The sequence below is a fragment of the Candidatus Limnocylindrales bacterium genome (assembly GCA_035626395.1).
Lineage (GTDB): Bacteria > Desulfobacterota > Binatia > UBA1149 > CAITLU01 > DASPNH01.
Genome location: DASPNR010000042.1, coordinates 131,298 through 157,462 on the forward strand (window position 1 = coordinate 131,298; position 26,165 = coordinate 157,462).

A 26,165-nucleotide genomic window follows, 5' to 3' on the forward strand; every position below is an offset into this window, starting at 1 on the left:
GCCCGCGCGGTTCGACTCCGGTGCTGCCTCTCTTGCGACGAACATCCGCAGCGTTGGCGATGGCGTGGGCCGTCGCCTCCACCATCGCTCCCGCCTCGCCGGCCGCGGCCGCGATGGAGCCCGTGGTCGTCGACTCCGGCGAGAACGCCGGGGCCTGGGAGGCCATCGCCTCTCCGGGTGCGCGCGGCGCTCTTCGGGAGGAACACGGTTCGCTGCGCGTCGACTTCGATCTCGGGCACGGGCGCGGGCACGTGATCGCGCGGCGCCGCCTCTCGCTCGATCTGCCCGCCGACTACATGCTGGTCTTTCGCGTGCGCGGCAGCGGCGCGCCGAACAACCTCGAGATCAAGCTGATCTCGGGCGAGAACGTGTGGTGGCGGCGCCTTCCGCTCTATTCGTTGCCGGCCGAAACCAAGGAGCTGCGCGTCGCCAGGTCGCGGCTTCAGTTCGCGTGGGGGCCAGCCGGTGGGGGAACGCCGCAGCGTCTGGATGCCATCGAGCTTGCCGTCACGGCCGGCAAGGGCGGCGCCGGCTCGCTCTTCATCGACGACATCGTGCTCGAGCCTCGCATCGACACCGGCGGAGTGCTGCCGCGCCCGACCATTACGGCCAGCAGCGGCGCCGAGAACGTTCAAGCCATGCTCGATGGCGATGCGGCGACGGCATGGCGCAGCGAGGCGCCGGATGGCTCACCCATGCTCACGCTGGATTTCGGACAGCCCTTCGAGCAGGGCGGCTTCATCCTGGAACAGGACGAACGCGACTTTGCCGCGGCCTACGTCGTCGAGGCTTCACGCGATGCCCGGACGTGGGAGACGGTGCAGCGGCTGACGCGCAGCGACGGCGGCCGCGACTATCTCTACACGCCCGACGTCTATGCGCGCTACGTGCGTTTCCGCTTCACGCCGGGCGCCGCCGGCGTAACCATCGCCGAGATCCGCGTGCAGCCGTTCGAGTTCTCCTCGTCACTGAATGCGTTTTTCGCCGGCGTGGCGGCCGATGCGCCTGCCGGGCACTTCCCGCGCTACTTCTCGCGCGAGCAGAGCTACTGGACCGTGATTGGCGTCCAGGGCGATGCAAGGGAAGCGCTGCTGAACGAGGACGGCGCGCTCGAGGTCGACGCAGGGTCGTTCACGATCGAGCCGTTCCTCTACGACGGGCATCGCCTGCACACCTGGCGCGACGCGCAGCCGGCCGTGAGCCTGGCCGACCAGGAGCTGCCGATCCCGAGCGTGGAGCGGGTCTTCGACGACGTCGCGCTGACGGTTACGGCTTTCGCTCACGGCGAGGCCGGCGCCTCCACCGCCGCCGCCAGGTATCGCGTGCACAATCGCAGCGGCCGCGACTGGTCGGGAAAGCTGTTCCTGGCCGTTCGCCCGTTTCAGGTCCTGCCGCCGTGGCAAAGCCTGAACATGGTCGGCGGCGTGACGCGCATCCGCACTGTCGCCCGGAAGAGCCTGTCGTCGGTCCTGGTCAACGAGGACAAGGTCGTCAAGGTTTCGCCGCCGCCGGCGGCGTTCGGCGCGGCGGCGTTCGAGCAGGGCAGCATCATCGCCGCGTTGGAGCGCGGGCAGGTCCCGCCGCAGGAGGCCGTCGAAGATGGGTTCGAGCATGCCTCCGCCGTCTTCGCGTACGATCTGACGCTGCGGCCTGGTGAGAGCAGCGACGCCTGGCTCGAAGTGCCGTTTCACGCAGCGCCTCCCGAGGTCTTTGCCGACGTCTGGGCCCTTGGCGGCGCCGACAAGCTCGAGCAGGCCGCGCGCGAGTGGGCCTCGGTCCTGCGTCGCGTTTCCATCGAGCTGCCGCGCAAGGCGGGCGATCTGCTCGCCTCGCTGCGCAGCAACCTGGCCTACATCCTGATCAACCGCGACGGCGATGCCATCCAGCCCGGCTCGCGCACGTATCAGCGATCGTGGATCCGCGACGGCGCGATGACGTCGCAGGCGCTGCTCGAGCTGGGCTTCGCCGAGGAGGCGCGCGCGTTCGTCCGCTGGTTCGCCACCTACCAGGGCAGCGACGGCTACGTTCCGTGCTGCGTGGACGCCGGCGGCGCCGACACCGTGCCCGAGCACGACAGCTTCGGGCAGTTCCTGTGGGCAGTGGCCGACGTCTACCGCTACACCGGCGACGTCGCGTTCGTACGCGAGATGTGGCCGCGCGCGGCGGCGGCCGCCGACTGCATGATCCGGCTGCGCGCCACGCGCATGACCGAAGAGTATCGCATGGCGATGCGCGAGGCGTACTTCGGCCTGCTGCCCGAATCGATCAGCCACGAAGGCTACAGCGCGCGTCCCGTGCACTCGTACTGGGACGATGCCTTCGCGCTGCGTGGCCTGATGGACGCCGCGATGATGGCAGCGTTGGTGGGGGACGGGGAGAGGGCGGAGAAGTACGCGGCCGAGCGCGACTCCTTCCGCGTCACGTTCACGCGATCGGTGGAGCTGACCATGCTCGCGCACAAGCTCGAGACCGTGCCGGCATCGGTGGAGCTGGGCGACTTCGACCCGACCTCCACCGCCGTCGCCTTCACGCTCGGCATCGAGGACGTCTATCCGCGCGCGGCGCTGGAGCGAACCTTCGACAAGTACGCGCGCGAGATCGGCGCCCGCCACAGCGAGGCCAGGCAAGGGGTGGGCTACACCGCGTACGAGCTGCGCAACATCAACGCCTTGCTGCTGCTCGGCCGCAAGGCCGAGGCGCTGGACGTGCTGACGTCGATGACGCGCGACCAGCGGCCGCCGGCGTGGAACCAGTGGCCCGAGATCAGCTGGCTCGAGCCGCGCGAGGGGAACTTTCTCGGCGACCTCCCACACACCTGGATCGGCTCCACGTTCGTCCACGCCGTCCGCACCATGCTGGCGCACGAACGCGAGCGCGACCGGTCGCTGCTGGTGGCTGCCGGCATCCCCTACGCGTGGCTCGAAGACGGCGAGGCGGTGGCCGTCCGGGACCTCCCCACGCACTACGGTCCGCTGACCTACCGGCTGCGGCGCCGCGAAGGTGGGGCGGTCGCCGTGGAGATTGCCGCTGGCACGCGTATACCGGAGGGCGGAATCGTCGTTGCGGCGCCTACCTGCTTCCAGAGCGGGGAGGGACGCTGCGGCGCCCGCGTGGTGCAGGCCCGGATCCAAGGGGCCGCGGGCGAAGTACGACACCACGAGCCACGCAAAGGCGAGTTTTTCCAAGCCGAGGCCGTCGTCCGGGCTCTGCCGGCCACGGTCGTCTTCGAATACGCAACGGGAGAGAGGCCCAAACCATGAAAGAGCCCGCGCGCACCTCCGAAGGCGTTCTTGCCGCCACCGCGCCGCCTCTTGCGCGTACCAACGACGTGGCGCCGCACGGTCGCGTGCTCTCCAACGGGCGCTATTGGACGCTGGTGACCGGCGCCGGCACCGGCCTGTCGCAGTGTGGACCCATCGCGGTCACACGCTGGAGCGGCGACCGCACCTGCGACCGCGACGGCGTGGCCATCTACCTGCGCGATCTCGACACCGGCGAGCTGTGGTCGCTCGGGGTGCAGCCGATTCCCGACGCCACCGGCGCCACCACCGCCAAGGCGGGCATCGGCAGCGTCGTCCTGGGGCGGCGCGCCTATGGGATCGACGCGCAGTGCCGCATCGGCGTGGCCACGGGCAGCGATGCCGAGGTTCGGTTGCTGTCGGTCAAGAACCGCTCGCAGCGCATGCGCCGCATCGAGCTCACCGCCTATGCCGAGATCGTCAACGGCTGGCGCGGCGCCGATCTTGCCCATCCGGCCTTCGCCAAGCTGTTCGTGCAGACCGAGTACGAGTCGGCGGCCGAGACGCTGCTGGCGCGGCGCCGTCCGCGCGGCAGCGACGAGGTGCCGACGTGGGTGGGCGGCGCGCTGTTCGGCGCGGGCAACTTCGACTTCGACACCGATCGCAGCCGCTTTCTCGGCCGCGGGGCCAGCCTTGCGGCGCCGGCCATGATCGCCGAGGGCGCCCTGGCCAAGACCACGGGCAGCGTGCTCGATCCGGTCTTCGCGATGCGCCGGCGCATGACGATCCGGCAGGACCAGGAGATCTCTCTCGCGCTGGTGCTGGCCGCCGGCTACGACCGCGCCGCCGTGCTGTCGACGATCGCGGCGCTGCGCACCACGCAGGCGCAGGAGGCCGCGCTCAAGGAAGCCGAGCAGACCGAGCGCGAGCGGCGCAAGCGCAACAACCTGACGCCGGCGCAGGCCGAGATCGCGCAGGCGATCGGCGCGGCCATGCTCTACCAGCATCCCTCGCTCCGCGCCGCGGCCGAGGACCTGTCGCAGGCGCGCGGCGACAAGAGCCCCCTTGCCGCACTGAACGTCGGCGCCGACTCGCTGCTCGTGGTCATGCCCGCGCGCCACGCCGACCTCATGGGACGCGTGCGCGACGTGTCCTCGCGCGTTCGCTATCTGCGCGACCTCGGGCTGCCGGTGACGCTCGTGGTGCTGTGCGAGGACGCGGCATGCTCGGCCGAGGCCTGTCGCCTGGCCGGCGTGCTCGCCAATGCCGCCATCGTGCGCCGTCTGGCCGATCTCGGCGCCGAGGCCGCGCGTGCGCTTCGCGCGAGCGCGCACTGGCTGGCCGACGTCGAGCCGCGCGAGCTGGCGCGCGAAGCGGGGCAGGAAGCTCCGGCAAAGGCCAGGCTCGCGCGCGTTCGTGCCGGCGCGCGCGGCGAAGCGGCGGCGGGCGCGGATACGGCCGATGCCGGAGCGGCACCCAGCAAGCTGCTTTTCGACAACGGCTACGGCGGCTTTTCGGCCGACGGCAGCGAGTATGGGATTCGCGTCGGTGACGGAGCCGGCGCGGGCCTGCCTCCGGCGCCGTGGGTGAACGTCGTGGCCAACGACATGGTCGGCTTCATCGCCAGCGAGAGCGGAGCCGGCTACACCTGGGCGCGCAACAGCCGCCAGAACAAGCTGACGCCGTGGAGCAACGATCCCATCCTCGACCCTCACGGGCAGGCGCTCTACATTCGCGATCACGACAGCGATCGCTACTGGTCGCCGCTGCCGGGGCCGGCAGCCTCGGGCGCGCCGTGCGAGGTGCGCCATGGCTTCGGCTACACGATCTGGCGCCAGCGCTGCGAGAGCATCGATCAGGAGGTGTGCGCGTTCGTTGCGGCCGACGACCCCGTGCGCCTGCTTCGCATCCGGCTCAAGAACCGCGGCACCAAGCCGCGACGCCTGAGCCTGTATTCCTATGATCACCTCGTGCTCGGCGTCTCGCCTTTCGAGCACTCGCGCTTCGTGGTCACCGAGCGGGACGAAGCTACGGGCGCCCTGCTGGCGCGCAATCCCCTCAGCGAGGATCACGGCGTCGCTCTTGCGTTCGGCGCCGTCGTCGTCTCGCCCTCGCCGGCAAGCTGGACGGCCGACCGCCTCGAGTTCCTCGGCCGCAACGGGTCGGTCGCGGCGCCGCGTGCCGTGACGACGGCGCAACCGCTCGCAGCCGCGGCCGGCGCGGGCCTGGACCCATGCTTCGCGTTCGAAACGCACATCAAGCTTGCTGCGCGTGCAGAAGCCGAAGTCGTCGTGGCGCTCGGGCAGGTGCGCGCGCGCGAGCAGGTCGCCGAGCTTCTGGCACGCCTGAACAGCCCGGAGGCCGTCGAGCAGGCTTTCGCCGAGGCGCGGCAGGCCTGGCGCGACATCCTGACGAGCGTGCGCGTGGAGACGCCGTCCAAGCCGATGGATCTGCTGCTCAACGGCTGGCTGCTCTACCAGACGCTGTCTTGCCGGATGCGTGCGCGGGCGGCGTTCTACCAGTGCGGCGGCGCCTACGGGTTCCGCGATCAGCTGCAGGACTCGGCGGCGCTGGTTCATGCGCGGCCGGCGCTGTCGCGTGCGCAGCTGCTGCTGCACGCGGCGCACCAGTTCGCCGAAGGCGACGTCCTGCACTGGTGGCATCCGCCGGCCGATCGCGGCACGCGCACGCGCTTCTCCGACGATCTGCTGTGGCTTCCGTACCTGACGGCCACCTACGTCCACGCCACCGGCGACCGCGCGTTGCTGGACGAGAGCGTCCCGTTCGTGACCGGACACCTGCTGGCGGACGGGCAGGACGAGGCCTATCTGGACGCGGATCGCAGCGACCAGACCGCCTCGGTCTACGATCACTGCGTGCTCGCGCTCGACCGTTCGCTGGTTGTCGGGGCGCACGGCCTTCCGCTCATGGGCACCGGCGACTGGAACGACGGCATGAACCGCGTCGGGCGCGAGGGCCGCGGCGAAAGCGTGTGGATGGGATTCTTCCTGTCGGTGATCCTGCAGGCCTTCGCGCCGATCTGCCGCGCGCGCGGCGACGAGGAGCGCGCGGCGCGCTACGAGTCGCACCGCCAACATCTTGCCGACGCGCTCAACGACGGCGGCTGGGACGGAAGCTGGTACCGGCGCGCCTACTATGACGACGGCTCACCGCTCGGCTCGGCCGCCGACGAGGAGTGCCGCATCGACGTGCTCGCGCAGGCGTGGGCCGTGCTTTCCAAAGTCGCTCCTCCCGAGCGCGCACAATCCGCCATCGCCGCAGCCGAAGAGATGCTCGTGGACCGCAACGCCGGCATCATCCGCCTGCTCACCCCGCCTTTCGACAAGACGGCGCGCGATCCCGGCTACATCAAGGGATACGTGCCCGGTATCCGCGAGAACGGCGGGCAGTACACACACGGCGCACTGTGGCTCGTGCGCGCGCTGGCCGAGATGGGCCGGCGCGAAACGGCGCTCGAGCTGTTCGAGATGATCTCGCCGGTGGCGCACGCTGCCAGCGCCGAGGCGGCCCGCCTTTACAAGGTGGAGCCATACGTCGTAGCCGCCGACATCTACGGAGTCGCTCCGCATCTCGGGCGCGGCGGCTGGACCTGGTACACCGGGTCCGCCGGCTGGATGTACCGCATCGGCCTGGAGACGATCCTCGGACTTACCATCGAAGGCGGTGATACCCTGGTTCTGCGGCCGGCGGTGCCGGATTCGTGGCCGGGCTACAAGATCAGCTACCGCACCGTCGGCGCCGGCTCACGCTACGAGATCGAGGTGGATGCGTCCTCGGGCAGCGCCGCCGCGGTCGTGTCGGTGACCGCCGACGGGCGCGAGCTCGCGCCGCAGGACGGCGCCGCGCGCATTCCGCTCAAGCAGGATGGGAAGCGGCACAAGGTGAAAGTCGTGCTGGGGTGAGAACGAGGGATGGGGTCGGGCACCGGTTTCACGGAAAGGCCGTGAAAACGTGCCAGACCCCGATGCCTACTCCTCGATCTGGCAGGGATCGAGCGTGGGGTCGAGGATTCGCACCGCCTTCGGCGAGACGTTGCCCATCAGGCGCGGCTTCTTGTCGTCGCTGCGATAGGTGATCTCGTTGACGCCCTTGTCGGTGCGGATGAGGCCGCCGGAGGCCAGCGTCATCTGCTCACGCACCTTGAAGAGGTTGTCTCCGCCGACCGAGTTGTTGTCGATCTCGGCGTCAGGCCCGATTTTCAGGTTGCACGTCCGGAAGTCGAAAGTGGTGTTGTTGCCGGGCTCGTTGCCGCGGCTCTGAATCAGGCCGTTCAGCTCGAGATCGGCTTCCACGTCCATGATCAGGCGCCCGCCCGCGCTCTCGGCCGTTCCGGAGACGTCGATCTCCGAATCGTCGGTGAACAGCGTCGGACCGTCTCCGAACAGGAAGAACCCGCCGCCGGTGACCTGGAAGGCCTGGTGTCCGGAGACGCGCGCGCTGACGGTGCCTTCGAACAGCGTCTGGCCGCGCACGCCGAACTCCACGACCCCGCCGTTGCCGTTGGGGCCGCCGTTGGCGACGAAGTGGGCGCTCTCCTGCACGTTCAGGTTGCGTCGCGTCTCATAGGTCTGGCGGCCGCCGAAGCCGGAGAAGTTGTTGTTGTCGAGGATGCCCGTCGTTTCGATCTGCGGACCGTCGCCGGGGCCGCTGATGCGAAGGTCGCGCTTGGCCACCATGTGCACGTAGCCGCCGAAGCGGGCGCCCTCCATGCCGTTGACCTGGATGGTTCCATCGACGTCGATGTCGCGCCCGCTTCGCACGGTGACGCCTCGCATGCTGGAGGTGATGCCGGTGGCGGTCGTGGCGATGTCGATGAGGCCGCCGCCGCAGTCGATGTGCCCGCCGAGGTCCACGTCGAGCCGTGAACGCAGCTGCACCCGGCCGCCCGGCGTGCCGGTGCAGACCACGTCCGACTCGAAGTCGATGCCGCCGGCGCGCGAGCGCAGGCTCAGCGTTCCTCCGCCGGTGCGTCCGGTGCTGTGCAGGTCGACGTCGCCGGTGAACGTGATGTCGCCGTAGGCTTCCATGCGCACGACTGCCGGCTTGTCGGAGCTGCCGGCGATCTCGCCGTTCATGACGATGACGCCCTCGCCGACCGAGCAGGAGCCGAGCTGGCAGTCGGCGTTCTCGTCGCAATAGAAAGGCTCATCGCCGCTGCCCTCGCAGGTGAAGCCGGGAGCGCAGGTGTCGGCATTGCAGTCGGCGTCACTGTCGCAGCGCTGTTCGAGGTTGAGCGAGCAGCGGTGGTGGTTGCAGGTGCCGTTGCTGCAGTCGCCATCGGCTTCGCAAAGGCGAAGCGGGTTGGCGGCACAGCGGCGCGAGCCGCAGTCGCCGAGGTCGCAGCCTGCGTCGCCCATGCACTGGCGCTCGCCCAGCTCGCACTCACGGAACGCACGGATGTTGACGGTCCCGCTGCGCGAGTGGCTGGCCCCGCGGCCGCGCGAATGGATCGCCGGCCCGTCGCCGGCGTCGACGATGAAGGAGCCGCTCTCGATGGTGGCCTCGCCCAGCCCGAAGGCGAACTGGCCGGCGCCGGTGACGTGAACCGTGCGGGTGCCGAAGTCGAGCTTGCTGCCGCGCGCCACCTCGACCCTCTCGTCGACCACGCACGGATCGGCGGAGATCGGACAGACGTCGTCGGCCGAGTTGGCCAGGATGTCGGCTGCGGATGCTCGAGGAGCGGCGGCGGGTGCCGCAGCCACCAGAGCAATGAGACAGAAACGAGCCAGATTCCCCTTCGCGCGCGTCAGCATGCCGCACGCTACTACTCGGTTCGCCAGGGCGTCAAGCGTGCAAGCACGTGCACGCGCAAAGAAACGCACGTCGTGCAGCGATGCCAGCTCGCACGAAGCTAGCGGATGGCCGTTCCGTCCTCGCCGAAGAAGTGCAGCGCATCCTGCTGCATCGCCAGACCGACTCGCTGCCCGTGCCCCGGTGCGTGCGCTCCGGACATCCGTGCGATCACGCGAAATGGCGGTTTTCCCCTGGAATCCGCAGCGATCGCTGCATGCACGAGAGTCTCGTGTCCGAGCAGCTCGACGTGCTCGACCACCGCTTCGACGGGCGCGCCAGCGGCGTCGACGACTTCGAGCGCTTCGGGACGCACGCCCAAAGTTTTCGTACGTCTTAAATCTTCAGCGACGGGGCGGCCACCGCCATCGAGCGTGAATGCGCAGCCGCCGACCTGCACGCGCAGGCTGCCGCCGTCGGCGCCGACGGCGGCCGGCAGCAGGTTCATCGGCGGATTGCCGATGAAGCCGGCGACGAAGGCGTTGGCCGGCTTCTCGTACAGCTCGGCCGGCGGCGCCACCTGCTGGACGCGGCCGCGGTCGAGCACGCACACGCGATGGCCGAGCGTCATCGCCTCGACCTGATCGTGCGTGACGTAGACCATGGTGGTGGCGGTGCGCTTCTGCAGCTCGCCGATCTCGGCGCGCACCTGCACGCGCAGCTTGGCGTCCAGGTTCGAGAGCGGCTCGTCCAGCAGCGAGACGCTGGGCTCACGAACCAGCGCCCGCCCCATCGCCACGCGCTGGCGCTGGCCGCCCGAGAGCTGGCGCGGCAGGCGGTCCATGAGCTGGCCGAGACCGAGCAGCTCGGCGATGCGGTCGACGCGCTCGGTCATCTCCGTCCTGTCCATGCGTCGCATCCGAAGCGGGAACTCGAGGTTACGCCTCACCGTCATGTGCGGGTACAGCGCGTAGTCCTGGAAGACCATCGCCACGTTGCGCTCCTGCGGCGACAGGCGCCCGACGTCGCGTCCGCCGATGACCACGCTTCCGCTGGTGGCCTGCTCCAGGCCGGCGATCACGCGCAGCAGCGTGGACTTGCCGCACCCCGAGGGCCCCACCAGCACCATCAGCTCGCCGTCCTCGATGGTCAGGCTGACATCGTCGAGGCCGCGAACCGAGTCCGCGTACTCCTTGACCAGATTTGCGCAGGCGACGTCGGCCACCGCCTACTCGAAGAATCGCTCCTCGCCGAGCAGGGCCAGCGCGGGCTTGATGTAGGGATCGGCCGCGAACAGGCGCGGAACGGCGTTCTGGGAGAGATGGTTGGCGACGGACAGGAACAGCATGGCCTGGTCGAGCTGGAGCAGGGAATATCCGACCTGACCATTGCCGGGGTCGACGGCGTCGTAGAAGCCGTATTCGCCGTAGATGTCGTAGCGGCGGGCCATGTCCATGAGGTTGTCGGCAGCATCGTCCGGAGCAACCGCAAGCGCCAGCGCCGCGGCGTGCGGAGTGACGATGCCCGCGGCATACCCGTGGGAGCCGAGCACCGGCACGCCGAACTCGCCGTAGCGCCCATCGCTCGGCGTCGACGACGGGGACATTCCCCAGACCGGAAAGCCGAGGACCTCGCGCGCGTACTCCTGCTGGATCATCGCGTGCGCCTCGCCGTTGGGACCGAGGCTCCTGGGCGCGTAGCGCTCTTCGTCGAGGACGAGGCGCGGCATGAGGGCCTCGAACATGCTGCCGCCCCAGGAAGGCACGTACTGTCGCCCCTGCCAGCGGAAGGTCGTCACGCGCATGGTCCGCCCGTCGCGCGCTGTGTAGGCCAGCTCGTGCGTGGTGGGGCAGTTGCCGTCGCTGCAGCGCGGCTTCATCGCCCGCTTCATGGCGTACCAGTGGTTGACCGGGGCATCGCCCTTGCCGATGGCGATGAGGCTGCCCAGGCGCGCCTCCGTATAAAAGGCGCCGTAGGTGTAGACCGACAGGACACCCTTGTTGACGTAGTAGCCGTGCGACATCTGCCGGGTGGTGCGGTCGTAGAAGTAGCCGAGGTCGATGCTGTCCAGGATCTCGTTGACGACCGGCGCCAGCTCCGGAAAGGCCTGCCGCGTCACGATGAGGCCCGCGACGAGCCAGGCCGTGTCGACGAAGGAGAGGAACGTGCTGGTCGCCTCGAGCGAGGTCGTGTCGTAGTAGTTGTAGAACTGGCCTTCGTGGCGCTCGAGGTGCCCGAGGGTGTCGAGGATCTTGGCGGCCTCGAACTGTGCGGCTTCGGTGCCGATCAGGTCGATGGCGCGCGCCGCGGCGATGCACGCCAGCTGCAGCCCGATCGAAGTCACGTTGACGTAGTCGCCGATGTGCGCGGCCAGCGGAGGCAGCGGCGAGCCCTCGAAGCGCACGTGATCGACGGGAAGCCCGCTCTCGTAGTCGGTCAAAGCCATCAGGCCGCGCCAGGTGTCTTCGGCAGTGCGGCGCAGGAACGCGCGCATCTGTCGCGGCAGGCCGCTGCGCGGCACGAGCAGGCGAGTCGGGTAGTCGCGCAGCCGTCGCTGGATGGCCAGGCGCGAGGCCGTGAAGCCGCCGTTCTGCTGTTCCCAGATCTTCTTCTGCGTCGGCTCCTGCTCGGTCAGCAGCCGTGGCGCGTTCGTGTCGATGATCTCGTGCGCGTCCGGACGCGCCGGGACCGTGGTGGAGGGCGTGGCGTTGGCGTCGTCGGGTACGTCGTCGGCCGAAACGGCCGAGGGATCCGCAGGCGCCTCCTCCTGCGCCTGTGTCGGTTCAGCCGGCGCAGGCTCGGCTGCCGCACCGATGGCCGGCTCCGCCTTCGGCGACGCCGGATCGATGGCTGGCTCGGAGGGCGCGAGCGGCTGGCTCTCGGCGATGCGGAGGAAATCGATGGCAAGCTGACGGGAGGCCTGGGCGGGCCGCGCCGCGACACCGGCAGCAAGCGAGCGAGGTACCACTGCCGACGCCGTCACGGTGTCGGCGGCCCCTGCCCTCGACGCACCGGCGCATACCAGTGCGATGGCAAGAATCCACTGCCTGATCATCCCGATGGACCGGCATGCGGTCCTCGTTTCTGATGCCCCCCGCACCGACGGTGTCCCCACCGACCGCAACCCGAACGATCCCGCCATGGCCACTCCATGAGGAGATGGCGAGATATCGGATAGGTGACACAGCGAGCCGCGCCGCGCAATGGACGAAAACCCCTGCCACGCCGCTCATGTGCGGAGCTGGGGCACATGAGGTGCCGCGCAGCGCGGCATTCGCCGCGCCATCGCCGCGCTGCCTGCTTCCGCAGCCTCGTCAGGGGTGTTATGCGAGGCCATGGGGCTGGAGCACGCGACCGTTCACGAAGACGCCGCACGCATCGCGCTGCGGCTTCCGCTGGGCGACGAACTGGCGCGTCTTCATCCAGGCGGATGCTTTCCGCTGATCGAGGACCCGTCGGCATCCAGCCGTTCCATCATCATCGGAATGTTCGTCCTGCGACCGGCGCGTCGCGGCTGGACCGCGCCGCTTCTGGAAGATGGCGAGCCGCGCAGCATGTACGAGGTCGAGGACTGGACGTTCAACGTCCGCGGCGTCGATGGCGGCTGGCTGATCGCGGGCGGCAATCCTTTGGACGCGTTTCGTCTGGCGCTGCAGTACGGGCTCGCGGATGCGGTCATCGTCGGCAGCAACACCGTCAGCAAGGAAGGCGTAGACCACGGACCGTATCGCGGCTACCTGTGGCAGCCCTACGGGCCGGTCCGGTGGCCGCAGGTTGCCAGAGCCGATCCGCACGTGCTCGACAAGATCCTCCGGCTGCGGCGGCTGTGGCAGGAGCGCGGCGTGCTGTCGCGGCGGCCGTACCCGGCGCAGATCGTCGTCTCCCAATCGGGCGAGCACAAGATGGGAACCGCCGACATCTTCGACGCACGCATCTTTCACGACCGCCATCCCGACGGCAGCGCCATCGAGGTGCTGGTGCTGACGAGCGAGGCAGGTGCCGAGAAGATGGCGGCGCGTGCACGCGGGCGCGGCCTCGGCGGCCGCTGCCACGACATGTTCGTTGCAGTCTCTCCCGAGGGCCGGCCTGCGGAGCTGGACATTGCCGCCGCCGCGCAGGTTCTGCGCTCACGCCACGACATCCGAATCGCCAACCACGACGGAGGCGCCACCGTGCTGTCGAAGTTCAGCGAAGCGGGCGTCCTGCCGCAGATGAACCTGACGTTGATGCGCGGCCGCTCGGTCTACGACGTCCTTTCCACCACCGACCGCCTTCCGCTGAACGAGCGCGAGCGATTCGCTGCCGAGTTCGATCAGCGGCGCCAGCTGTTCTGGTCGGGCGATCACAAGCTGCCGGCTGCGCTTCGTCCGGCGTATGTGGTCACCGACGGCGGGGACGCGGCGGTGGTGACGTTCGACGCGCGCGCCATCCGCGGCCTCTGAGGCGGCGCCGCGCTTCGCCGGCGCGTTGCGCCGGCACGCCGCAGCGCTGCCGCGTCGCCCGAGCCGGCAGCCGGCGCACGGCCGCAGGCGTCAGCTCCCGGCCCACACCGGGTCGTTGCGCATCGAGGCCATGAGGTCGACAAAGCACGCCTCGAGCACGCGCGCGAGGTCGGCTTCGCTCGGTGTGCCGCCGAGCTTCATCGTCTTGCTGCAAGCGTGCCGCTCGGGCTTTCGGCGCTTGGCGCCGGCGGGCGGTGCCACTTCGAAATCCACTTCGATGCGAGCCGTGACGTTCCATCCGGTCGACGTCTGCGAAGCATCGATCCAGAACGTTTCGAGTTCCGTGCCCACCAGGCGTCCGTCCATCGCCGGAACGATGACGTGCCCGACCGCGCGTAGCTCGTCGCCGATCGCTTCGGTCAGGTAGTCGGTGGGCCGTCTGGTCATACGGATCGGAAACGCCTTGCCGTCGCGGGAGGTCATCACGCCGACGCGGGCCGTGTCGGCGCGCGTGTCGCTGACGACGGGGACGTGGAAGGCCTGCGGCGCCGAGACGCGCTCGAGCCTGGCATCGTGCGCCGCCCAGGACGGCAGGCTGATGACCGCCGAGTCACCGCGCGAGCGGATCGACAGCTCGCGCACGAGATCGGTCGCCAGCTGATCGGCCACGCGCATCCAGGTTGCCGTCGACATGTCGCCGGTGACGGCAACGGTGCGCTGGTGGACCATCGAGCCTGCGCCGGCGCCGTCGCGCACCGACGAGACCAGTTCCACCACGCGAATGGGCATGCCGGCCGATGCATGACGGAAGGCCGGGGCCGGAGCGCGCAGCGTCGCGCGCACGTCGAGGGTGGCGCAGCCGGCGGTGCCCGCGGTGCACGACAGCTTCGCCGCGGCGATGGAATCGCGCAGCGCCTCGTTCAGGATTTCCCTGGCGTCGCCCTGCACGCGGAAGTCGGCGTCCACGCGCGCGAGCGACAGCTTGCTTCCGCTGATGGCCGGCGGCGGGCCGGTGACGGTGGCCGTCTTCTGCGGCGCGCACGCGGCAGCCGCCGCCATGACGACGAGCACCGCCGCGGCCCCTCGCAGGTGGCCGGCGTGTTCCCTTGCGGTCGGTCCCATCATCCTCGCTGCCTCCTCTCCGAACGTAAGAGAACTCCGGTTTTGTGCCCGCGAGCCGCGGCGTGCAAACTCCGCGTCTGCACAACGTCGCCGCTGCCGCGGCAGCAGAGCCGCGCTCGGAGGAGCCCCGACCATGGCCGACTACGACGACACCATCTTCGGCAAGATCATCCGCGGCGAGGTCCCGTGTCACCGGGTCTACGAGGACGACCACGTCCTGTCGTTCCTCGACGTCAACCCGATCTCCTTCGGGCACACGCTGGTGATTCCGAAGGAGGCCAAGCCGTTCCTGCACGAGCTCGGGGATGAATCGGCCGCCGCCATCGGCCGCGTGCTGCCGCGCCTCTGCCGCGCGGTGATGAAGGCGACCGGGGCGATGGCCTACAACATCCTGCAGAACAACGGGCACATGGCGCACCAGGCCGTCATGCACGTGCACTTCCACATCATTCCGCGCTACGAGGAAGCCGGGCTCGGCATCGGCTGGTCGCCGAGCAAGCTGTCGGCCGAAAAAGCAGGAGAGCTGGTCGCTGCGCTCAGCGCGGCGCTTGCCGCCGAGTGATCAGGCGCCGAGGGTGACGAGGACCTGATCGAGCTCCGCCAGCGCGGCCGCCGGATCGGGCTCGACCAGATGCGCGCGAATACCGAGCTCGCGCGCCGCGCGCACATTGCCCTCGAAGTCGTCGAAGAACATCGCTTGATGCGGCTCGATGCCGAGCCTCTCGAGCGCATGGCGGAAGATGCGCGGGTCGGGCTTGCGATAGCCGACGAACGAGGAGTCGACGACGAAGTCGAACAACTCATCGACCGGCACCATCGCCCGCCACGCGTCCTGGAACTCGCGGGCGTTGTTGGTGATGACGGCGGTGGGAATGCCGGCGGCGCGCAGCCGCCGGGCGCGGGACGAGAACGTTTCGCGCGGCCCCGTCTTGCTCCCCAGCGCCGCGAGCACCTTGAACAGATCGGCCTCGAAACCGTGCTGCTGGCCGAGATCGAGAATCTGGCTGCGTGCGTCGGTCAGCAGGATCTCGCCGCGCTCGAGCCTGTGCCAGGGATGGTCGGTGTCCTGATCGTAGGGACCGAAGACCGTGGTGAGCATCAGGTGCGGGTCCACACCGATCTCGCGTCCGAACTCGCGCGCGGCCTCGAACGGCGATTCGGTGAAGACGCCGCCGAAGTCGAACAGCACGGCCCTGGTCTGCGGTGCCGCGTCGGTCACGTGTTCATCCCGCCGTCGACCACCAGAGTCGAGCCCGTAGTGTAGGGCGACAGATCGCTGACGAGGTACAGCACGGATCCGACGATCTCTTCGGGCTCGGAGATGCGCTTCATCGCCGTGGCCTCGCTCATCAGGCGATGGAAGTCGGTGCCCTCGGTGGCCTTGACCATGTCGGTGTTGACCGGCCCGGGCGCCAGCGCGTTGACGCGCACGCCGAGCGGCGCCCACTCCAGCGCCATCACCCGAGTCAGCGCATGCAGCGCCGACTTGCTCGAGCAGTACAGGCCGATGGTGGGACCGGGACGGAACGCGCCGACCGAGACGACGTTGACGATCGCCCCACCGCCGTGGTCGGCCATCCACGCAGCCGCCCGGCAGGCCAGATGCAGCGGGCCGCGCACGTTGATGGCGTAGATGCGGTCGAACAACTCGGGCGTGCCGGCAATGAGCGGGCGCGCGGCGGGACTCGTCGCGGCGTTGTTGATGACGATGTCGACGCGGCCAAGCTCGGCGATGGTCCGCTCGAACAGCGCGTCGATCTCTTCGGTCCGGCCCATGTGGCAGGACGCGGCCAGCGCACGGCGGCCGAGGCTGCGAACGTCGCGCGCCGCGTCCTCGCAGCTCTCGATCTTGCGCCCGGCCAGCGCGACGTCGGCGCCCGCACGCGCCAGCCCCAGCGCAATCGAACGGCCGAGCCCGCGGCCGCCCCCGGTGACGATGGCGACCCTGCCGGAAAGATCGATGCCGATGCTCATGGGTTCTTCCACGGTCGCCGCCGCCGCCGGCCCGACAGAGCAGGCCGGCGGCGTGCGCAGCGATCAGGGAACCAGCCCCGGCTCGCTGGCGCAGTCCACGACGGTGACGACGCAGTCGCTGCCGACGTCGAAGCTGCCGTAGTTGGCGTCACCGGTGTGCACCGATCCCAGCGTCGCCGCCGTTTCCGGGTTCAGCGTCGCGTTGATGTTGCCGTTGGTCGCATCGCAGTTGAAGGTTGCATGGATGTTGATCACGGTGCCTTCGGCGTTGACGGCGGCTGCGCCCTGGACGACGCCGGTGCCGCAGGCACGGCCATGCAGGCCTTCGGACTTCTTGGCCTTCTTCGGCAGCTTGCCGCTGAAGCGGAAGAATCCGAGGTCACCGGAGAGGTCGCACGATCCGCCCGAGAACTGCAGGCAGAAGTCGCCGGCCAACGCGGAGGCCGGAGCGAGGACGGCCGCGCTGAGCGCGGCCGAGGCCACGACGGAGAGAATTTTTTTCATGATGTTTCCCCAAGCTTGAATGTCGCGGGCATTACCCGCGCGCTGGCTTCCTAGCCTTCGGCTGTCTCTGCCGCAACGCGATGACTGCACCGTCCCTTAACGCTCGTGTAAGGGGACGGGATCCGCGCGCGTCGCTGCCCAGCTCTTCGTCGAGCTGAGCGAGGCGACGCAAACTGTCGCGCAATTCACGGGCCGGAACGGCGCCGCCGGCCGCACGGCAGAAGTGCGTGCGGCAGCCGAACGGCCGCGCATCGTAGACCGTGCACGTCGTCTCGTCGGCGGCCAGGAACGGGCACGCACCATCGCTGCGATGAGGCGGGATGCGCCGGCCGCTTGCAGCCACGTGCTCGAGGAGCAGGTCGAGCTCCGCCTGCGTCACGTGCGGCTCACGGCCCGTCAGCGAGAACCGACAGCAGCCGGTCGAGCGCGTGCAGTCGCGCGGCGGCAGCGACCGCTCGGCTTGCGCGTAGATCGCCAGCAGCTCGTCGCGTCGCTCGCGGGCGGTCCTCATGCGCGTGCCGGGACGGAGCGCAACAACGGTGTCATCGGCGATTTCATGGCCCTGGTTTGGCGATGACGGGCGCTGTGAGCAACCGCACGGCGCGCCGGTGGCAGCTGCGGCCTTGCGGCAGCGTTGACACCGCGAAGCGGCGGCGAAACAAACGCCCGCGGCCGCACCGGTCCCACACGCGGCCTCCAGGAGCGCGCTCATGAGCGAGGTCCCAGCGTCCGGACACCCCCTGCCTGTCGTCGAGTTCCTCAAGCTCGGCAAAGGCGGCGAGCCGTATCTGGAGGGCCAGCGCTGCGGGGCATGCGGCGCCGTCTTCCTCGGCACGCGCACCGTATGCTCGAAGTGCGGAGCGCGCGGGAAGCTGGAAGCCAGACGGCTTGCGGAGCGGGGCACGCTCTACGCCTACTCCATCGTCCACCGCTCCTTCCCCGGAGTCGCCGTTCCCTACGTCTCGGCCATCGTCGATCTGGAAGGAGGCGGCACCGTCAAGGGCAACCTGGTCGATGTCGAGCCCGACCCGTCCAGGATCCGCTTCGGAATGCCGGTCAAGGTCGTCTTCCGCGACGCGCTCGGCCGCAAGGACAAGGATGGCAATTCGTATCTGAGCTACTTCTTCGTTCCCGATGCGGCCTGAAGGGGAAACACGATGAGCGACGTCTACGTAATCGGCACCGACATGATCCGCTTCGGCCGCTATCCCGAGCGCAGCGTTCCCGAGCTCGGCGCCGAGGCGGCCCTGCTTGCGCTCGACGATGCCGGGCTGACCATCCAGGACATGCAGGCGCTGTATTGCGGCAACCTCTATCAGGCCAACGCGATGGTCGGGCAGCGCATTCTCCAGCAGATCGGCCAGACCGGCATTCCCGTCGTCAACTGCGCCAACGCTTGCGCCACCGGCGCGACGGCATTTCGCGAGGCGTGGATGTCGATCAAGGCCGGTCTTCACGACGCCGTCCTGGCCGTAGGCGTCGAGCAGATGGGAAAGGGCCTTCTCGGCGGCGGAGGCGGCGGCAGCGGCATCTCCAAGGAAGGCCTGCTCGGCTCGGGCACGATGCCGGCCGTCTTTGCCGAGGCCGGCATGGAGCACGCGCGCAAGTACGGCACGACTTTCGAGCAGTTCGCCAAGGTCTCGGTCAAGAACCATCACCACTCCACGCTCAATCCCAAGGCGATGTATCAGATGGAAACGCCGCTCGAGCAGGTGATGAACGCGGAAATGATCGCCTATCCGAACACCAAGCTGATGTGCTCGGTCAACGTCGACGGCGCCGCCGCCGCGGTTCTGGTCTCGGAGAAGAAGGCGCGCGAGCTCGGCATGAAGCGGGCGGTGCGGGTGCGTGCGTCGGCGCTGACCAGCGACCCGTGGAGCGAGCGCGACCTGGTCATGCCCGACGTCAACACGTGCACGCGTCTCGCTGCCAGGACCGCCTACGAGATGGCCGGCGTCGGGCCGCAGGACATCGACCTGGTGGAGCTGCACGACTGCTTCGCCACCGCCGAGATCCTTCACTACGAGAACCTCGGCCTCTGCGGCGAGGGCGAGGCCGGCCGCATGATCGACAGCGGCGAGACCGCCAACGGTGGCCGCATTCCGGTCAATGTCTCGGGCGGCCTGCTCTCCAAGGGCCATCCACTCGGCGCCACCGGCATCGCCAACATCTACGAGGTGACCACGCATCTTCGCGGCGAGGCCGGAGCGCGGCAGGTGCAGGGCGCACGGCTCGGCATGACGCACGTCATCGGTCTGGGCAGCGCCTGCGCGATCCACATCCTGGAGAAGGTGGGCTAGCTCCGGGCGCGCACGCGCTGGTCGTGGAGAATGCCGCGCCGGAACAGGAGCCGCTTCGGAACAGGAGGTGTGCGTCCCCAGCACGCTCGCCGAGCAGGCGCCGCCCGGGCAGGTCAGGACGTGGCTGCCGCCCATGAGCGCCATTCCGGACCTGACGCGGCCAATCTTCGGGATGACAAGCGGGACCTGCTCGGTTATCTTTCGCCGGCTTCGAGGATGTTCCGCTGCGGCTGGGGAGCTTTGGCGGCGGACCATCAACTACCCGCGAAAGAGGGCTGCAGGAGATGGGGACGCCGTCGGTCTCGGTACTGATACCGGTTTACAATGGAGAGCGCACGATCGCCGGCTGCATCGACTCGGTGCTGGCCCAGCAGTATCCGCGCCTCGAAGTGGTCGTCGTCAACGACTGCTCCACCGACCGAACCGCGGAGATCCTGCGCCGCTACGAAGGGCGCGTTCGCGTCTTCACCAATGCCAGGAACTCCGGCATCGCCGCCACCTACAATCGCGCCATCCGGGAGGCGAGCGGCGACATCGTCCTGACCGTCGCCAGCGACTGCATCCTCCTGTCCCCCGACTACGTCGAGCGCATGGTCCGGCATTTCGACGACCCGACCGTCGGCGCCGTGGTGGGAAAGTCGATGATGCCCGAATGGGACCGCGCGCCCTGGCTCGAGCGCGTGTTCACGCGCCTGAACATCCTGGACACGAACTGCCCGGATACCGGCGCGCACGAAGTCAACTTCGTCGAGCTGCGCTGTGACGGCTACCGGCGCCAGCTCCTGATCGACGTCGGCGGCCTGAACGAAGACCTGTTCCGATCCAACGAGGACCAGGATCTTTCGATCCGCATCGCCAGGCGCGGTGCGCGCCTGCTTCAGGACAACTCGCTCGAGTTCGAGCTCGGCTTCGGCGGCACCGAGGACACGCTCGGCAAGCTGCTGAGCAAGCAGACGCAGTATGCGCGCGGTCAGGCCTACATCGCCGTGAACTACGGCGTCGGCTCGCGCAACGGGCTCTGGACCAACGAGAACCGCCGGATGCGCGCCGTCCACCGCATGTCGCAGGTGGCCACGCTGCCGATCCTGGTGGCGACGGCGCTTGTGGCTCTGGCCTGGCCTGGGGCGGCGGCGGCAGTGCTGGCGATGCTTCTTGTGACCAGGCTGTGGTGGTACGCGCGGCTCGCGCGCGACCTGAAACCGGCCGAGCGCCTCGCGGCGCTGGCATTGGGACCGGTCTGCGACGTTCTCTATTCCTTCTCGTTCTGGACCAGTGCCGTCGGCTGGATCGCCAGCGGCAAGGCGGCTTTCAATCGCCGCCAGGTAGGTCACCTGGAGATCGCAAGGCCAAGGGCGTAGCGCGCTTTGGAATCCTCGCAGCGACTTCGGGAAGTCGCGTGGTTCCTCGCGGCCGCGCTGTCATGGGCGGCCGTGGATGTCGGGCAGGCGGCGGCGACCAGCGGCGGCATCGGCATCACGCGTCTGGCGGCGCTGACCCTGCTGCTCTACGCGCTGCTCGGTCTGGCGGCCGCTGCCGTGGCGGTTCCGCTGCTGTCGCGAGTCTTCCGGCCTCATGCCTTTCCGGCTGCGGCGCTCGCCACGGCCGTCTTCGGCATCGGCGCCCTGCTCGTGCTCGGCTACGTCAACGTCGCCTTCCTGCCATCGATCACCAATCCGATCTCCATCGCCGCCAATCTGGCGCTCGTTGCCGTGATCGCCGCCGGCTGGCTCGCGGCCGCGCGAGCGCGACCGCTGGCGCGCGTGCAAGGCAGCGCGGCAGTGGCCGCCGTGGTCGGCGCCATCGCCGTGGCGGCGACGTTCGTCGTGGCGATGCCGGCGGCGGGCGTGGCCGGAAGCGCGCTCGGCGCGCGCAGCACCGCCTCCCCGAGCATGCCCAGCGTCTTCGTCATCGTGCTGGACTCGCTGCGCGCCGACCGCACCTCGCTGTTCGGACGCACGGACCGCCTGCTGCCCAGGCTCGAAGCCTTGATCGAGCAGTCCGCCGGCTACTCGCGCGCCTACGTGCAGTCGTCCTGGACCAAGCCATCGGTCGGCTCGCTGTTCACTTCGCTGTTTCCGAGCTCGCACGGTGCGACGCTGCGCACCGGGCGCCTGGCATCGGGAGCCACGACGCTGCCCGAGCTATTCGCGCGCGGCGGCTATGCCACCGCCGTCTTCTCGTCCAATCCGTGGGTGTCGCCGGCCTTCGGCTTTCACGAGGGCGTGGGGCATTTCGTGGAGTCCGAGCGCGAAAGCTTCACCCGGCTGATCACGCTTCACCGGTTGCTCAAGATGGCCGACAAGGCGCTGCCCGGCGATGCGATCCGTCTTTCCCTGCAGAAGCTCGAGCGCGGCTTCGGTGTCAGCGAGGCGCACCGTTCCAACTGCCTGCGAGATGCGTGGCTGGTCGATCAACTCGAGCCATGGCTCGAACAGGCCGGGCCTGGACCGTACTTTGCCTACTTCCATCTGATGAGCCCGCACATTCCCTACGATCCGCCGGGCGTGGCGCATGAAGACTTCCCCGACGACGAGCAGGTGGCTTTGCAGCGCGTGACGACGCCGCTTCCCGAGCCGCGCCGCCGGCGCCTGATCGAGCTGTATGAGCAGGCCAGCGTGCACGGTGACCAGATGCTCGGCCGCATTCTCGACATCCTGGAGGCGCGCGGGATGGCGGCCAACTCGGTCGTGGTCGTCACCGCCGATCACGGCGAGGAGTTCCACGAGCACGGCGCCTGGGGTCACGGCAACTCGCTCTACGACGAAACGATCCACGTGCCGCTGGTCATCCGATCGCCCGGCCTTTCGCCGCGCCGCATTGATGCGCCGGTGATGCTGGTGGACGTTCTGCCGACCCTGTCGGTCCTTACCGATGCGCAGACCATGCCGGCTCCCGCCGAGGCGCAAGGCGCCGACATCCGCGCGCCTGACGCGGCGCGTCCGGCGTACGCCGAGCTGACGCGCGAGGGCGGTCTGGAGTCGCACGCGCTGATCCGCGCCAGCCAGAAATACATCGAGACGGTGAAAAGCCTCGGCGAGCCGCTTCAGCACGAGCTGTACGACCTGGCGCGCGATCCTGCGGAGAAAAGCAGCCTCGGCAGCGCTGCGCAGGCCGACTGGGCCCAGTCACTGGCAGCGCTTCGGCGGCAGGCGCAGGCGACACGCTTCGAGAGCGACGCCGCCGAGATCGACGAGGATGCCGAAGAGCGCCTGAGGGGTCTCGGCTACCTCAACTGACACGATCCGAGGCGGGCAGCCGGGTAATCGCCTTGACCCAAGGTCGGGCGGCAACGTACAAGCAGCGCGGGCTCGCCCCGCGCCTGTCCAAGAAGCTCACGTAGCCACCGATACGGCGTCGCCGGTCGTCTCCACGACCGCAGGCGAGAAGGGAGGAGGAACCACATGCATGCATTCGAGTTGCGCGCGGCGCTGATGGCCGCAGCCGTGGCCCTGTTCGCACAGGCACAGACTGCCGGCGCGGTGGTCTTCACCTCTCAGGAAGCAAAGTGCGCGGCGACGCTGGCTAAGTCGATCGAGAAGTATAACGCCGCGATTCTCAAGGAAGTCTCGCGCTGCCGCGCCGACGACATCTCGGGCAAGGTCGACGACGACGACGCATGCGCGACGCTGTCGCAGAAGAGCATCGACAAGCTCTCCAGCGCCGAAGCCAAGATGATCGCGTCGGTTGCCAAGGCGTGTCGGAGCGTCTGCAGCATCTCCACCGACAAGCCCTGCATCAACGACGTGACCTGCCCGCCGAACAACGACAACGCCGAGCGCTGCTCGGGCAACGGCGGCACCAACCGCTTCAACGTCAGCAAGCTCGGGTTCCCCGGTCCCTACTGCGGCTCCATCCTCGAGGAGGCGCTGGGGCGGCGGTCGCTGCAGCTTCCCACCGACATCGGTCTCTGCACGGCCGACCTCACCGAGAGGCTCGCCGATGACGTCGTCGAGAATCTTTACGGGGATCTGGACGAGACCTCCGGCGTCTCCGCCGACGCGCAGAAATGTCTGTCCGCCATCAGCAAGGCCACCAGCAAGGCCCTCGGCAAGGTCCACGCAGCCGCTGCCCGATGCCGCAATTCGCGTCAGGCAAACCCCGTCTGCGACGGCGGTAGCAACGACGGTGAGGCCTGCGCGAACGACAGCGGATGTCCGGGCGGAGGAAGCTGCGGCCTCGACCCCGACGATTGCCTCGCGGATGCCACGGTCGCTGCGGCTCTCCAGAAGGAGCGGGACACGCTGAGCGGCGCCATCGCCAAGTCCTGCACGGACGGTCACATCGTCGAGCTCGAGGGCCTCTGCTCGAGCGGCGGCACCATTCCGGCCGACGTCAGCGATGCGCAGGATTGCGTGTACGAAATGGTGCTCGAGGTCGCGGCCCAGCAGTTCGGGCCCTACAAGCACGTGTACACGACGTTCGGCATGACCGACGTCTCTCACCCCGCGTCGGCTTTCGGCTACTGCGGCGACGGCCTCGTCGACCAGGAGCGTAACGAGAGCAACCGCATCGGCGAGGAGTGCGACGGTGACAACGACGACGCCTGCGGCGGCGCAGCCTGTCTGCCTCCGGGCGATCTGTTCGAGTGCACCTGCGACAACGTCTCGCGCTATCGCATGGTCGTCGACGGCGAGGCGGTCGACAGCGACGCCGGCTGGACCGGCGATTCCCACGATGCCACGCACAACGACGGCTTCGGCTACACCGCCGATCTGACCGACTGCGACTGCTCGTCCTTCGACCAGGCCACCTGCGTCGGCTCCAGCACCGACCCCGTCTGCAACTTCAGCGCCGACATCGGCCCGCGCTGCACCAACAACAGGAGCAGCGAGGAGACCTGCGACGAGATCGGCGACGGCGACGGCGAGCCCGAAGATGCCGACTGCTTCGTCTGCGACGACAACAGTCTGAATCCCGGAACCTACTGCGCCGACGAAGATGAGAACGCCGACGAGACGGTGTGCCTTTCACAGTGCTTCAGCGACGCGACCGGGCTGCCGGTGGATCCGGTCCAGCCGTGCAACCGCCAGAGCGACTGCGACGATGGCGAGACCTGCAAAGGCCGCTGCGACGATACGCCCACGTGCGATGCGGAGCTGGAAGGAACGCCGTTGCCGCAGGTGGCGGCCGCGATCTCGGTCTGTATCGGCCTCGAGTACACCAGCGACCTGACCGGCACCAAGAACATGGTCACCGGCGAGTCCGAGCTGTTCTATACTTCGCGTTCGGTCGTGCATCTCGGTGAGGACACGACGCGGCCGTGCCCGATCTGTGCCGGCTCCTGCGTCGGCGGCGACAACGACGGCCTGTCCTGCTTCGGGCGCTGCAACGCCAGCGGCGACGAGTGCCTGCTCGACAGCGACTGCACGGGCCCCGGCGACTCCGAATGCATGGAGGCCGCCGACGACTGCCCCTCCGGCTCCTGTTCGCTCGATCTGCGCTGCTCCAGCGGGGACAACGCGGGCAGGTTCTGCCGACCCATGTCCACCACGCCGCTCGGCATCGTCTCGGCGGATTGTCCGCCGAGCCAGTCGTCCAACCTCTCGGGCGTGGGCGTGCAGCAGCCGTTCGGTGCCGTGACCACCGAACCGGTTTCGTTCCCTGCCGGCAGCGCGTGCTCGGATCCGGCGTGGTCCAACTTCACGTGTCCGTGCCCCGACGGCGGCTCGGCCACCAAGACCAAGCCGAACATCTGCGCGGCCACCTGCGATTCGGGCGTCAATGAAGGTCAGGCGTGCGCAGTCGTCTCCAACGGCAGCGGCACGATGACCAAGTGCGCCGGCGGTACCGAGGCCGGCGCCGTGTGCGACGAGGACGCGGACTGCGCCGGCGGCGGCACGTGCAGCGCCAATCCCACACAATGCACCGCCGGCGGCTCCTCTACGCTCGGCACGCCCTGCACGACCAACTCGCAGTGCGACACGAGCTCGGGCAGCGGCGACGGCGTATGCGGGGACGCATGTCCGGGCGGCCGTTGCCTGCCGCTTTGCTATCCACAGGGCCAGTGCGTCGGCGGCACTCGCGCAGGGCTGGAGTGCGCGCAGGACAAGGAATGCACCGGCGGCGGTGCCTGCGTGGTCAACGACAGCGAGGACGGCCTGTGTGCCAACGGCCCGATGAAGTGGCGCTGCACGGGCGCGGGCTTCACCACGCTGCCCTGCTCGCTCTTCGACGAGCACACGCAGAAAGGGTGCGAGGCCGGCGCCGACGGCGTGCTCGGCAATGACGACGACATCGTCGGCGCAGGCTTCTGCGAGCGACGTCCGCTCGACTGCTACGTCAACAACGGTGCTGCCGAAGGCTGGGACACGCTCAACGGCGGCGGCGACGCCAGCCAGGTCAAGCTGGTGTCGACGTTCTGTACGCCGCCCGCGAGCAATCCGGCGGTGAATTCGATCTCGGGGTTTGGGGGGCCGTCGAGGACGAGGAGAGTGGGGCAGGGGTACGTCAACGTCCCCTCGATCCCTTGACGGCGTAGCTTGGCGTTGCCGATTCAAGAGGCGCGGGGGGAGCGTCGCGATTCAAGAGGCGAAGGCCGTTCATAAACGGCCGATCGCTGCGTTGGACGCGGCGCCGTACGCTCCGACGTACAGGAAGTACGCCTCCGCGTCCGGCGCCGCGTCCGCCTTGCGCTAGGCCGTTTCTGAACGGCCCGTCTCAAGGGCCCTCGTTTCTTCCCGTCGTTGGGGTGCGAAGGGCGCTTCGCTGCTGCGCCTGACTTGGGCGCTCACCTTCATTCCCAACCGTCTTGGCTTTGGCTTGGCGAAGGTCGCTTCGCTGCTTCGCCTGACTTCGGCGGCTCACCTTCATTCCCAACTGTCTTGGCTTTGGCT

At 68.9% G+C, this 26,165-nt stretch carries 17 protein-coding genes; 9 read left to right on the forward strand and 8 right to left on the reverse strand.

Translation table 11 applies throughout. The annotated features are described in order from the left end of the window. Nucleotides 1-59: 59 nt before the first annotated feature. Together VEC57_16370 and VEC57_16375 are read left to right on the forward strand one after the other, a co-directional pair. On the forward strand, nucleotides 60-3,260 hold the full coding sequence (locus tag VEC57_16370) for a discoidin domain-containing protein (protein HYC00709.1): 3,201 nt from the start codon (nucleotides 60-62) through the stop codon (nucleotides 3,258-3,260). Continuing rightward, on the forward strand, nucleotides 3,257-7,162 hold the full coding sequence (locus tag VEC57_16375) for a hypothetical protein (GenBank protein ID HYC00710.1): 3,906 nt from the start codon (nucleotides 3,257-3,259) through the stop codon (nucleotides 7,160-7,162). The genes VEC57_16370 and VEC57_16375 overlap by 4 nt, the downstream gene beginning before the upstream one ends. A 66-nt stretch (nucleotides 7,163-7,228) precedes the next feature. Here the strand turns inward: VEC57_16375 and VEC57_16380 are convergent, their stop codons facing one another. From VEC57_16380 to VEC57_16390, 3 genes are all read right to left on the reverse strand, one after another. Then, complete coding sequence (locus VEC57_16380; GenBank protein HYC00711.1) at nucleotides 7,229-8,962, reverse strand: hypothetical protein; 1,734 nt, start codon at nucleotides 8,960-8,962, stop codon at nucleotides 7,229-7,231. A 149-nt stretch (nucleotides 8,963-9,111) separates the two neighbouring features. Continuing rightward, nucleotides 9,112-10,215 (reverse strand): sn-glycerol-3-phosphate ABC transporter ATP-binding protein UgpC, encoded by a 1,104-nt coding sequence (gene ugpC, locus VEC57_16385; GenBank protein HYC00712.1) that lies wholly within the window; start codon nucleotides 10,213-10,215, stop codon nucleotides 9,112-9,114. A 3-nt stretch (nucleotides 10,216-10,218) separates the two neighbouring features. Further along, nucleotides 10,219-11,958, reverse strand: coding sequence for a glucoamylase family protein (locus VEC57_16390; GenBank protein ID HYC00713.1), 1,740 nt, complete (start codon nucleotides 11,956-11,958; stop codon nucleotides 10,219-10,221). Nucleotides 11,959-12,325: 367 nt separating this feature from the next. Here VEC57_16390 and VEC57_16395 point away from each other — a divergent pair, with 367 nt between their 5' ends. After that, on the forward strand, nucleotides 12,326-13,432 hold the full coding sequence (locus VEC57_16395; protein ID HYC00714.1) for a hypothetical protein: 1,107 nt from the start codon (nucleotides 12,326-12,328) through the stop codon (nucleotides 13,430-13,432). Between the two features lie 90 nt (nucleotides 13,433-13,522). Here VEC57_16395 and VEC57_16400 read toward each other — a convergent pair whose 3' ends face one another. Next, nucleotides 13,523-14,557 (reverse strand): hypothetical protein, encoded by a 1,035-nt coding sequence (locus VEC57_16400; protein HYC00715.1) that lies wholly within the window; start codon nucleotides 14,555-14,557, stop codon nucleotides 13,523-13,525. A gap of 130 nt (nucleotides 14,558-14,687) precedes the next feature. Here VEC57_16400 and VEC57_16405 point away from each other — a divergent pair, with 130 nt between their 5' ends. Further along, a complete protein-coding gene (locus VEC57_16405; GenBank protein HYC00716.1) occupies nucleotides 14,688-15,116 on the forward strand; it encodes an HIT family protein in 429 nt (142 codons plus the stop codon). Here the strand turns inward: VEC57_16405 and VEC57_16410 are convergent, their stop codons facing one another. From VEC57_16410 to VEC57_16425, 4 genes are all read right to left on the reverse strand, one after another. Beyond that, complete coding sequence (locus VEC57_16410; GenBank protein HYC00717.1) at nucleotides 15,117-15,773, reverse strand: HAD family phosphatase; 657 nt, start codon at nucleotides 15,771-15,773, stop codon at nucleotides 15,117-15,119. It abuts the gene before it with no gap. Beyond that, a complete protein-coding gene (locus VEC57_16415) occupies nucleotides 15,770-16,528 on the reverse strand; it encodes an SDR family oxidoreductase (protein ID HYC00718.1) in 759 nt (252 codons plus the stop codon). The genes VEC57_16410 and VEC57_16415 overlap by 4 nt, the downstream gene beginning before the upstream one ends. A gap of 63 nt (nucleotides 16,529-16,591) precedes the next feature. Beyond that, nucleotides 16,592-17,032 (reverse strand): hypothetical protein, encoded by a 441-nt coding sequence (locus VEC57_16420; GenBank protein HYC00719.1) that lies wholly within the window; start codon nucleotides 17,030-17,032, stop codon nucleotides 16,592-16,594. 31 nt (nucleotides 17,033-17,063) lie between these two features. Beyond that, nucleotides 17,064-17,543, reverse strand: a complete 480-nt coding sequence (locus tag VEC57_16425) for a YkgJ family cysteine cluster protein (protein ID HYC00720.1) — start codon at nucleotides 17,541-17,543, stop codon at nucleotides 17,064-17,066. A 199-nt stretch (nucleotides 17,544-17,742) separates the two neighbouring features. Here VEC57_16425 and VEC57_16430 point away from each other — a divergent pair, with 199 nt between their 5' ends. The 5 genes from VEC57_16430 to VEC57_16450 all read left to right on the forward strand — a co-directional run bounded on the left by VEC57_16430 (nucleotide 17,743) and on the right by VEC57_16450 (nucleotide 25,802). Next, a complete protein-coding gene (locus tag VEC57_16430) occupies nucleotides 17,743-18,177 on the forward strand; it encodes a Zn-ribbon domain-containing OB-fold protein (GenBank protein ID HYC00721.1) in 435 nt (144 codons plus the stop codon). A gap of 12 nt (nucleotides 18,178-18,189) precedes the next feature. Continuing rightward, entirely contained in the window at nucleotides 18,190-19,332 is a 1,143-nt protein-coding gene (locus VEC57_16435; protein HYC00722.1) for a beta-ketoacyl synthase N-terminal-like domain-containing protein, read from the forward strand. Between the two features lie 284 nt (nucleotides 19,333-19,616). After that, nucleotides 19,617-20,690, forward strand: a complete 1,074-nt coding sequence (locus VEC57_16440; GenBank protein HYC00723.1) for a glycosyltransferase family 2 protein — start codon at nucleotides 19,617-19,619, stop codon at nucleotides 20,688-20,690. A gap of 6 nt (nucleotides 20,691-20,696) precedes the next feature. Beyond that, nucleotides 20,697-22,568 carry a sulfatase-like hydrolase/transferase gene (locus VEC57_16445; GenBank protein ID HYC00724.1) on the forward strand — a complete coding sequence of 624 codons (1,872 nt, stop codon included), beginning with the start codon at nucleotides 20,697-20,699 and terminating at the stop codon, nucleotides 22,566-22,568. 165 nt (nucleotides 22,569-22,733) lie between these two features. Next, nucleotides 22,734-25,802 (forward strand): hypothetical protein, encoded by a 3,069-nt coding sequence (locus VEC57_16450; GenBank protein HYC00725.1) that lies wholly within the window; start codon nucleotides 22,734-22,736, stop codon nucleotides 25,800-25,802. The last annotated feature ends 363 nt before the right edge of the window (nucleotides 25,803-26,165 follow it).

Excerpts from the sequence above, each read along its gene's own strand:
- VEC57_16400 (HYC00715.1), bottom strand. The coding sequence starts at position 14,557 with ATGATGGGACCGACCGCAAGGGAACACGCCGGCCACCTGCGAGGGGCC.
- VEC57_16440 (HYC00723.1), top strand. The coding sequence starts at position 19,617 with ATGGGGACGCCGTCGGTCTCGGTACTGATACCGGTTTACAATGGAGAG.
- VEC57_16415 (HYC00718.1), bottom strand. The coding sequence starts at position 16,528 with ATGAGCATCGGCATCGATCTTTCCGGCAGGGTCGCCATCGTCACCGGG.
- VEC57_16425 (HYC00720.1), bottom strand. The coding sequence starts at position 17,543 with ATGAGGACCGCCCGCGAGCGACGCGACGAGCTGCTGGCGATCTACGCG.
- VEC57_16370 (HYC00709.1), top strand. The coding sequence starts at position 60 with ATGGCGTGGGCCGTCGCCTCCACCATCGCTCCCGCCTCGCCGGCCGCG.
- VEC57_16430 (HYC00721.1), top strand. The coding sequence starts at position 17,743 with ATGAGCGAGGTCCCAGCGTCCGGACACCCCCTGCCTGTCGTCGAGTTC.
- VEC57_16435 (HYC00722.1), top strand. The coding sequence starts at position 18,190 with ATGAGCGACGTCTACGTAATCGGCACCGACATGATCCGCTTCGGCCGC.
- VEC57_16395 (HYC00714.1), top strand. The coding sequence starts at position 12,326 with ATGGGGCTGGAGCACGCGACCGTTCACGAAGACGCCGCACGCATCGCG.
- VEC57_16420 (HYC00719.1), bottom strand. The coding sequence starts at position 17,032 with ATGAAAAAAATTCTCTCCGTCGTGGCCTCGGCCGCGCTCAGCGCGGCC.
- VEC57_16405 (HYC00716.1), top strand. The coding sequence starts at position 14,688 with ATGGCCGACTACGACGACACCATCTTCGGCAAGATCATCCGCGGCGAG.
- VEC57_16450 (HYC00725.1), top strand. The coding sequence starts at position 22,734 with ATGCATGCATTCGAGTTGCGCGCGGCGCTGATGGCCGCAGCCGTGGCC.
- VEC57_16375 (HYC00710.1), top strand. The coding sequence starts at position 3,257 with ATGAAAGAGCCCGCGCGCACCTCCGAAGGCGTTCTTGCCGCCACCGCG.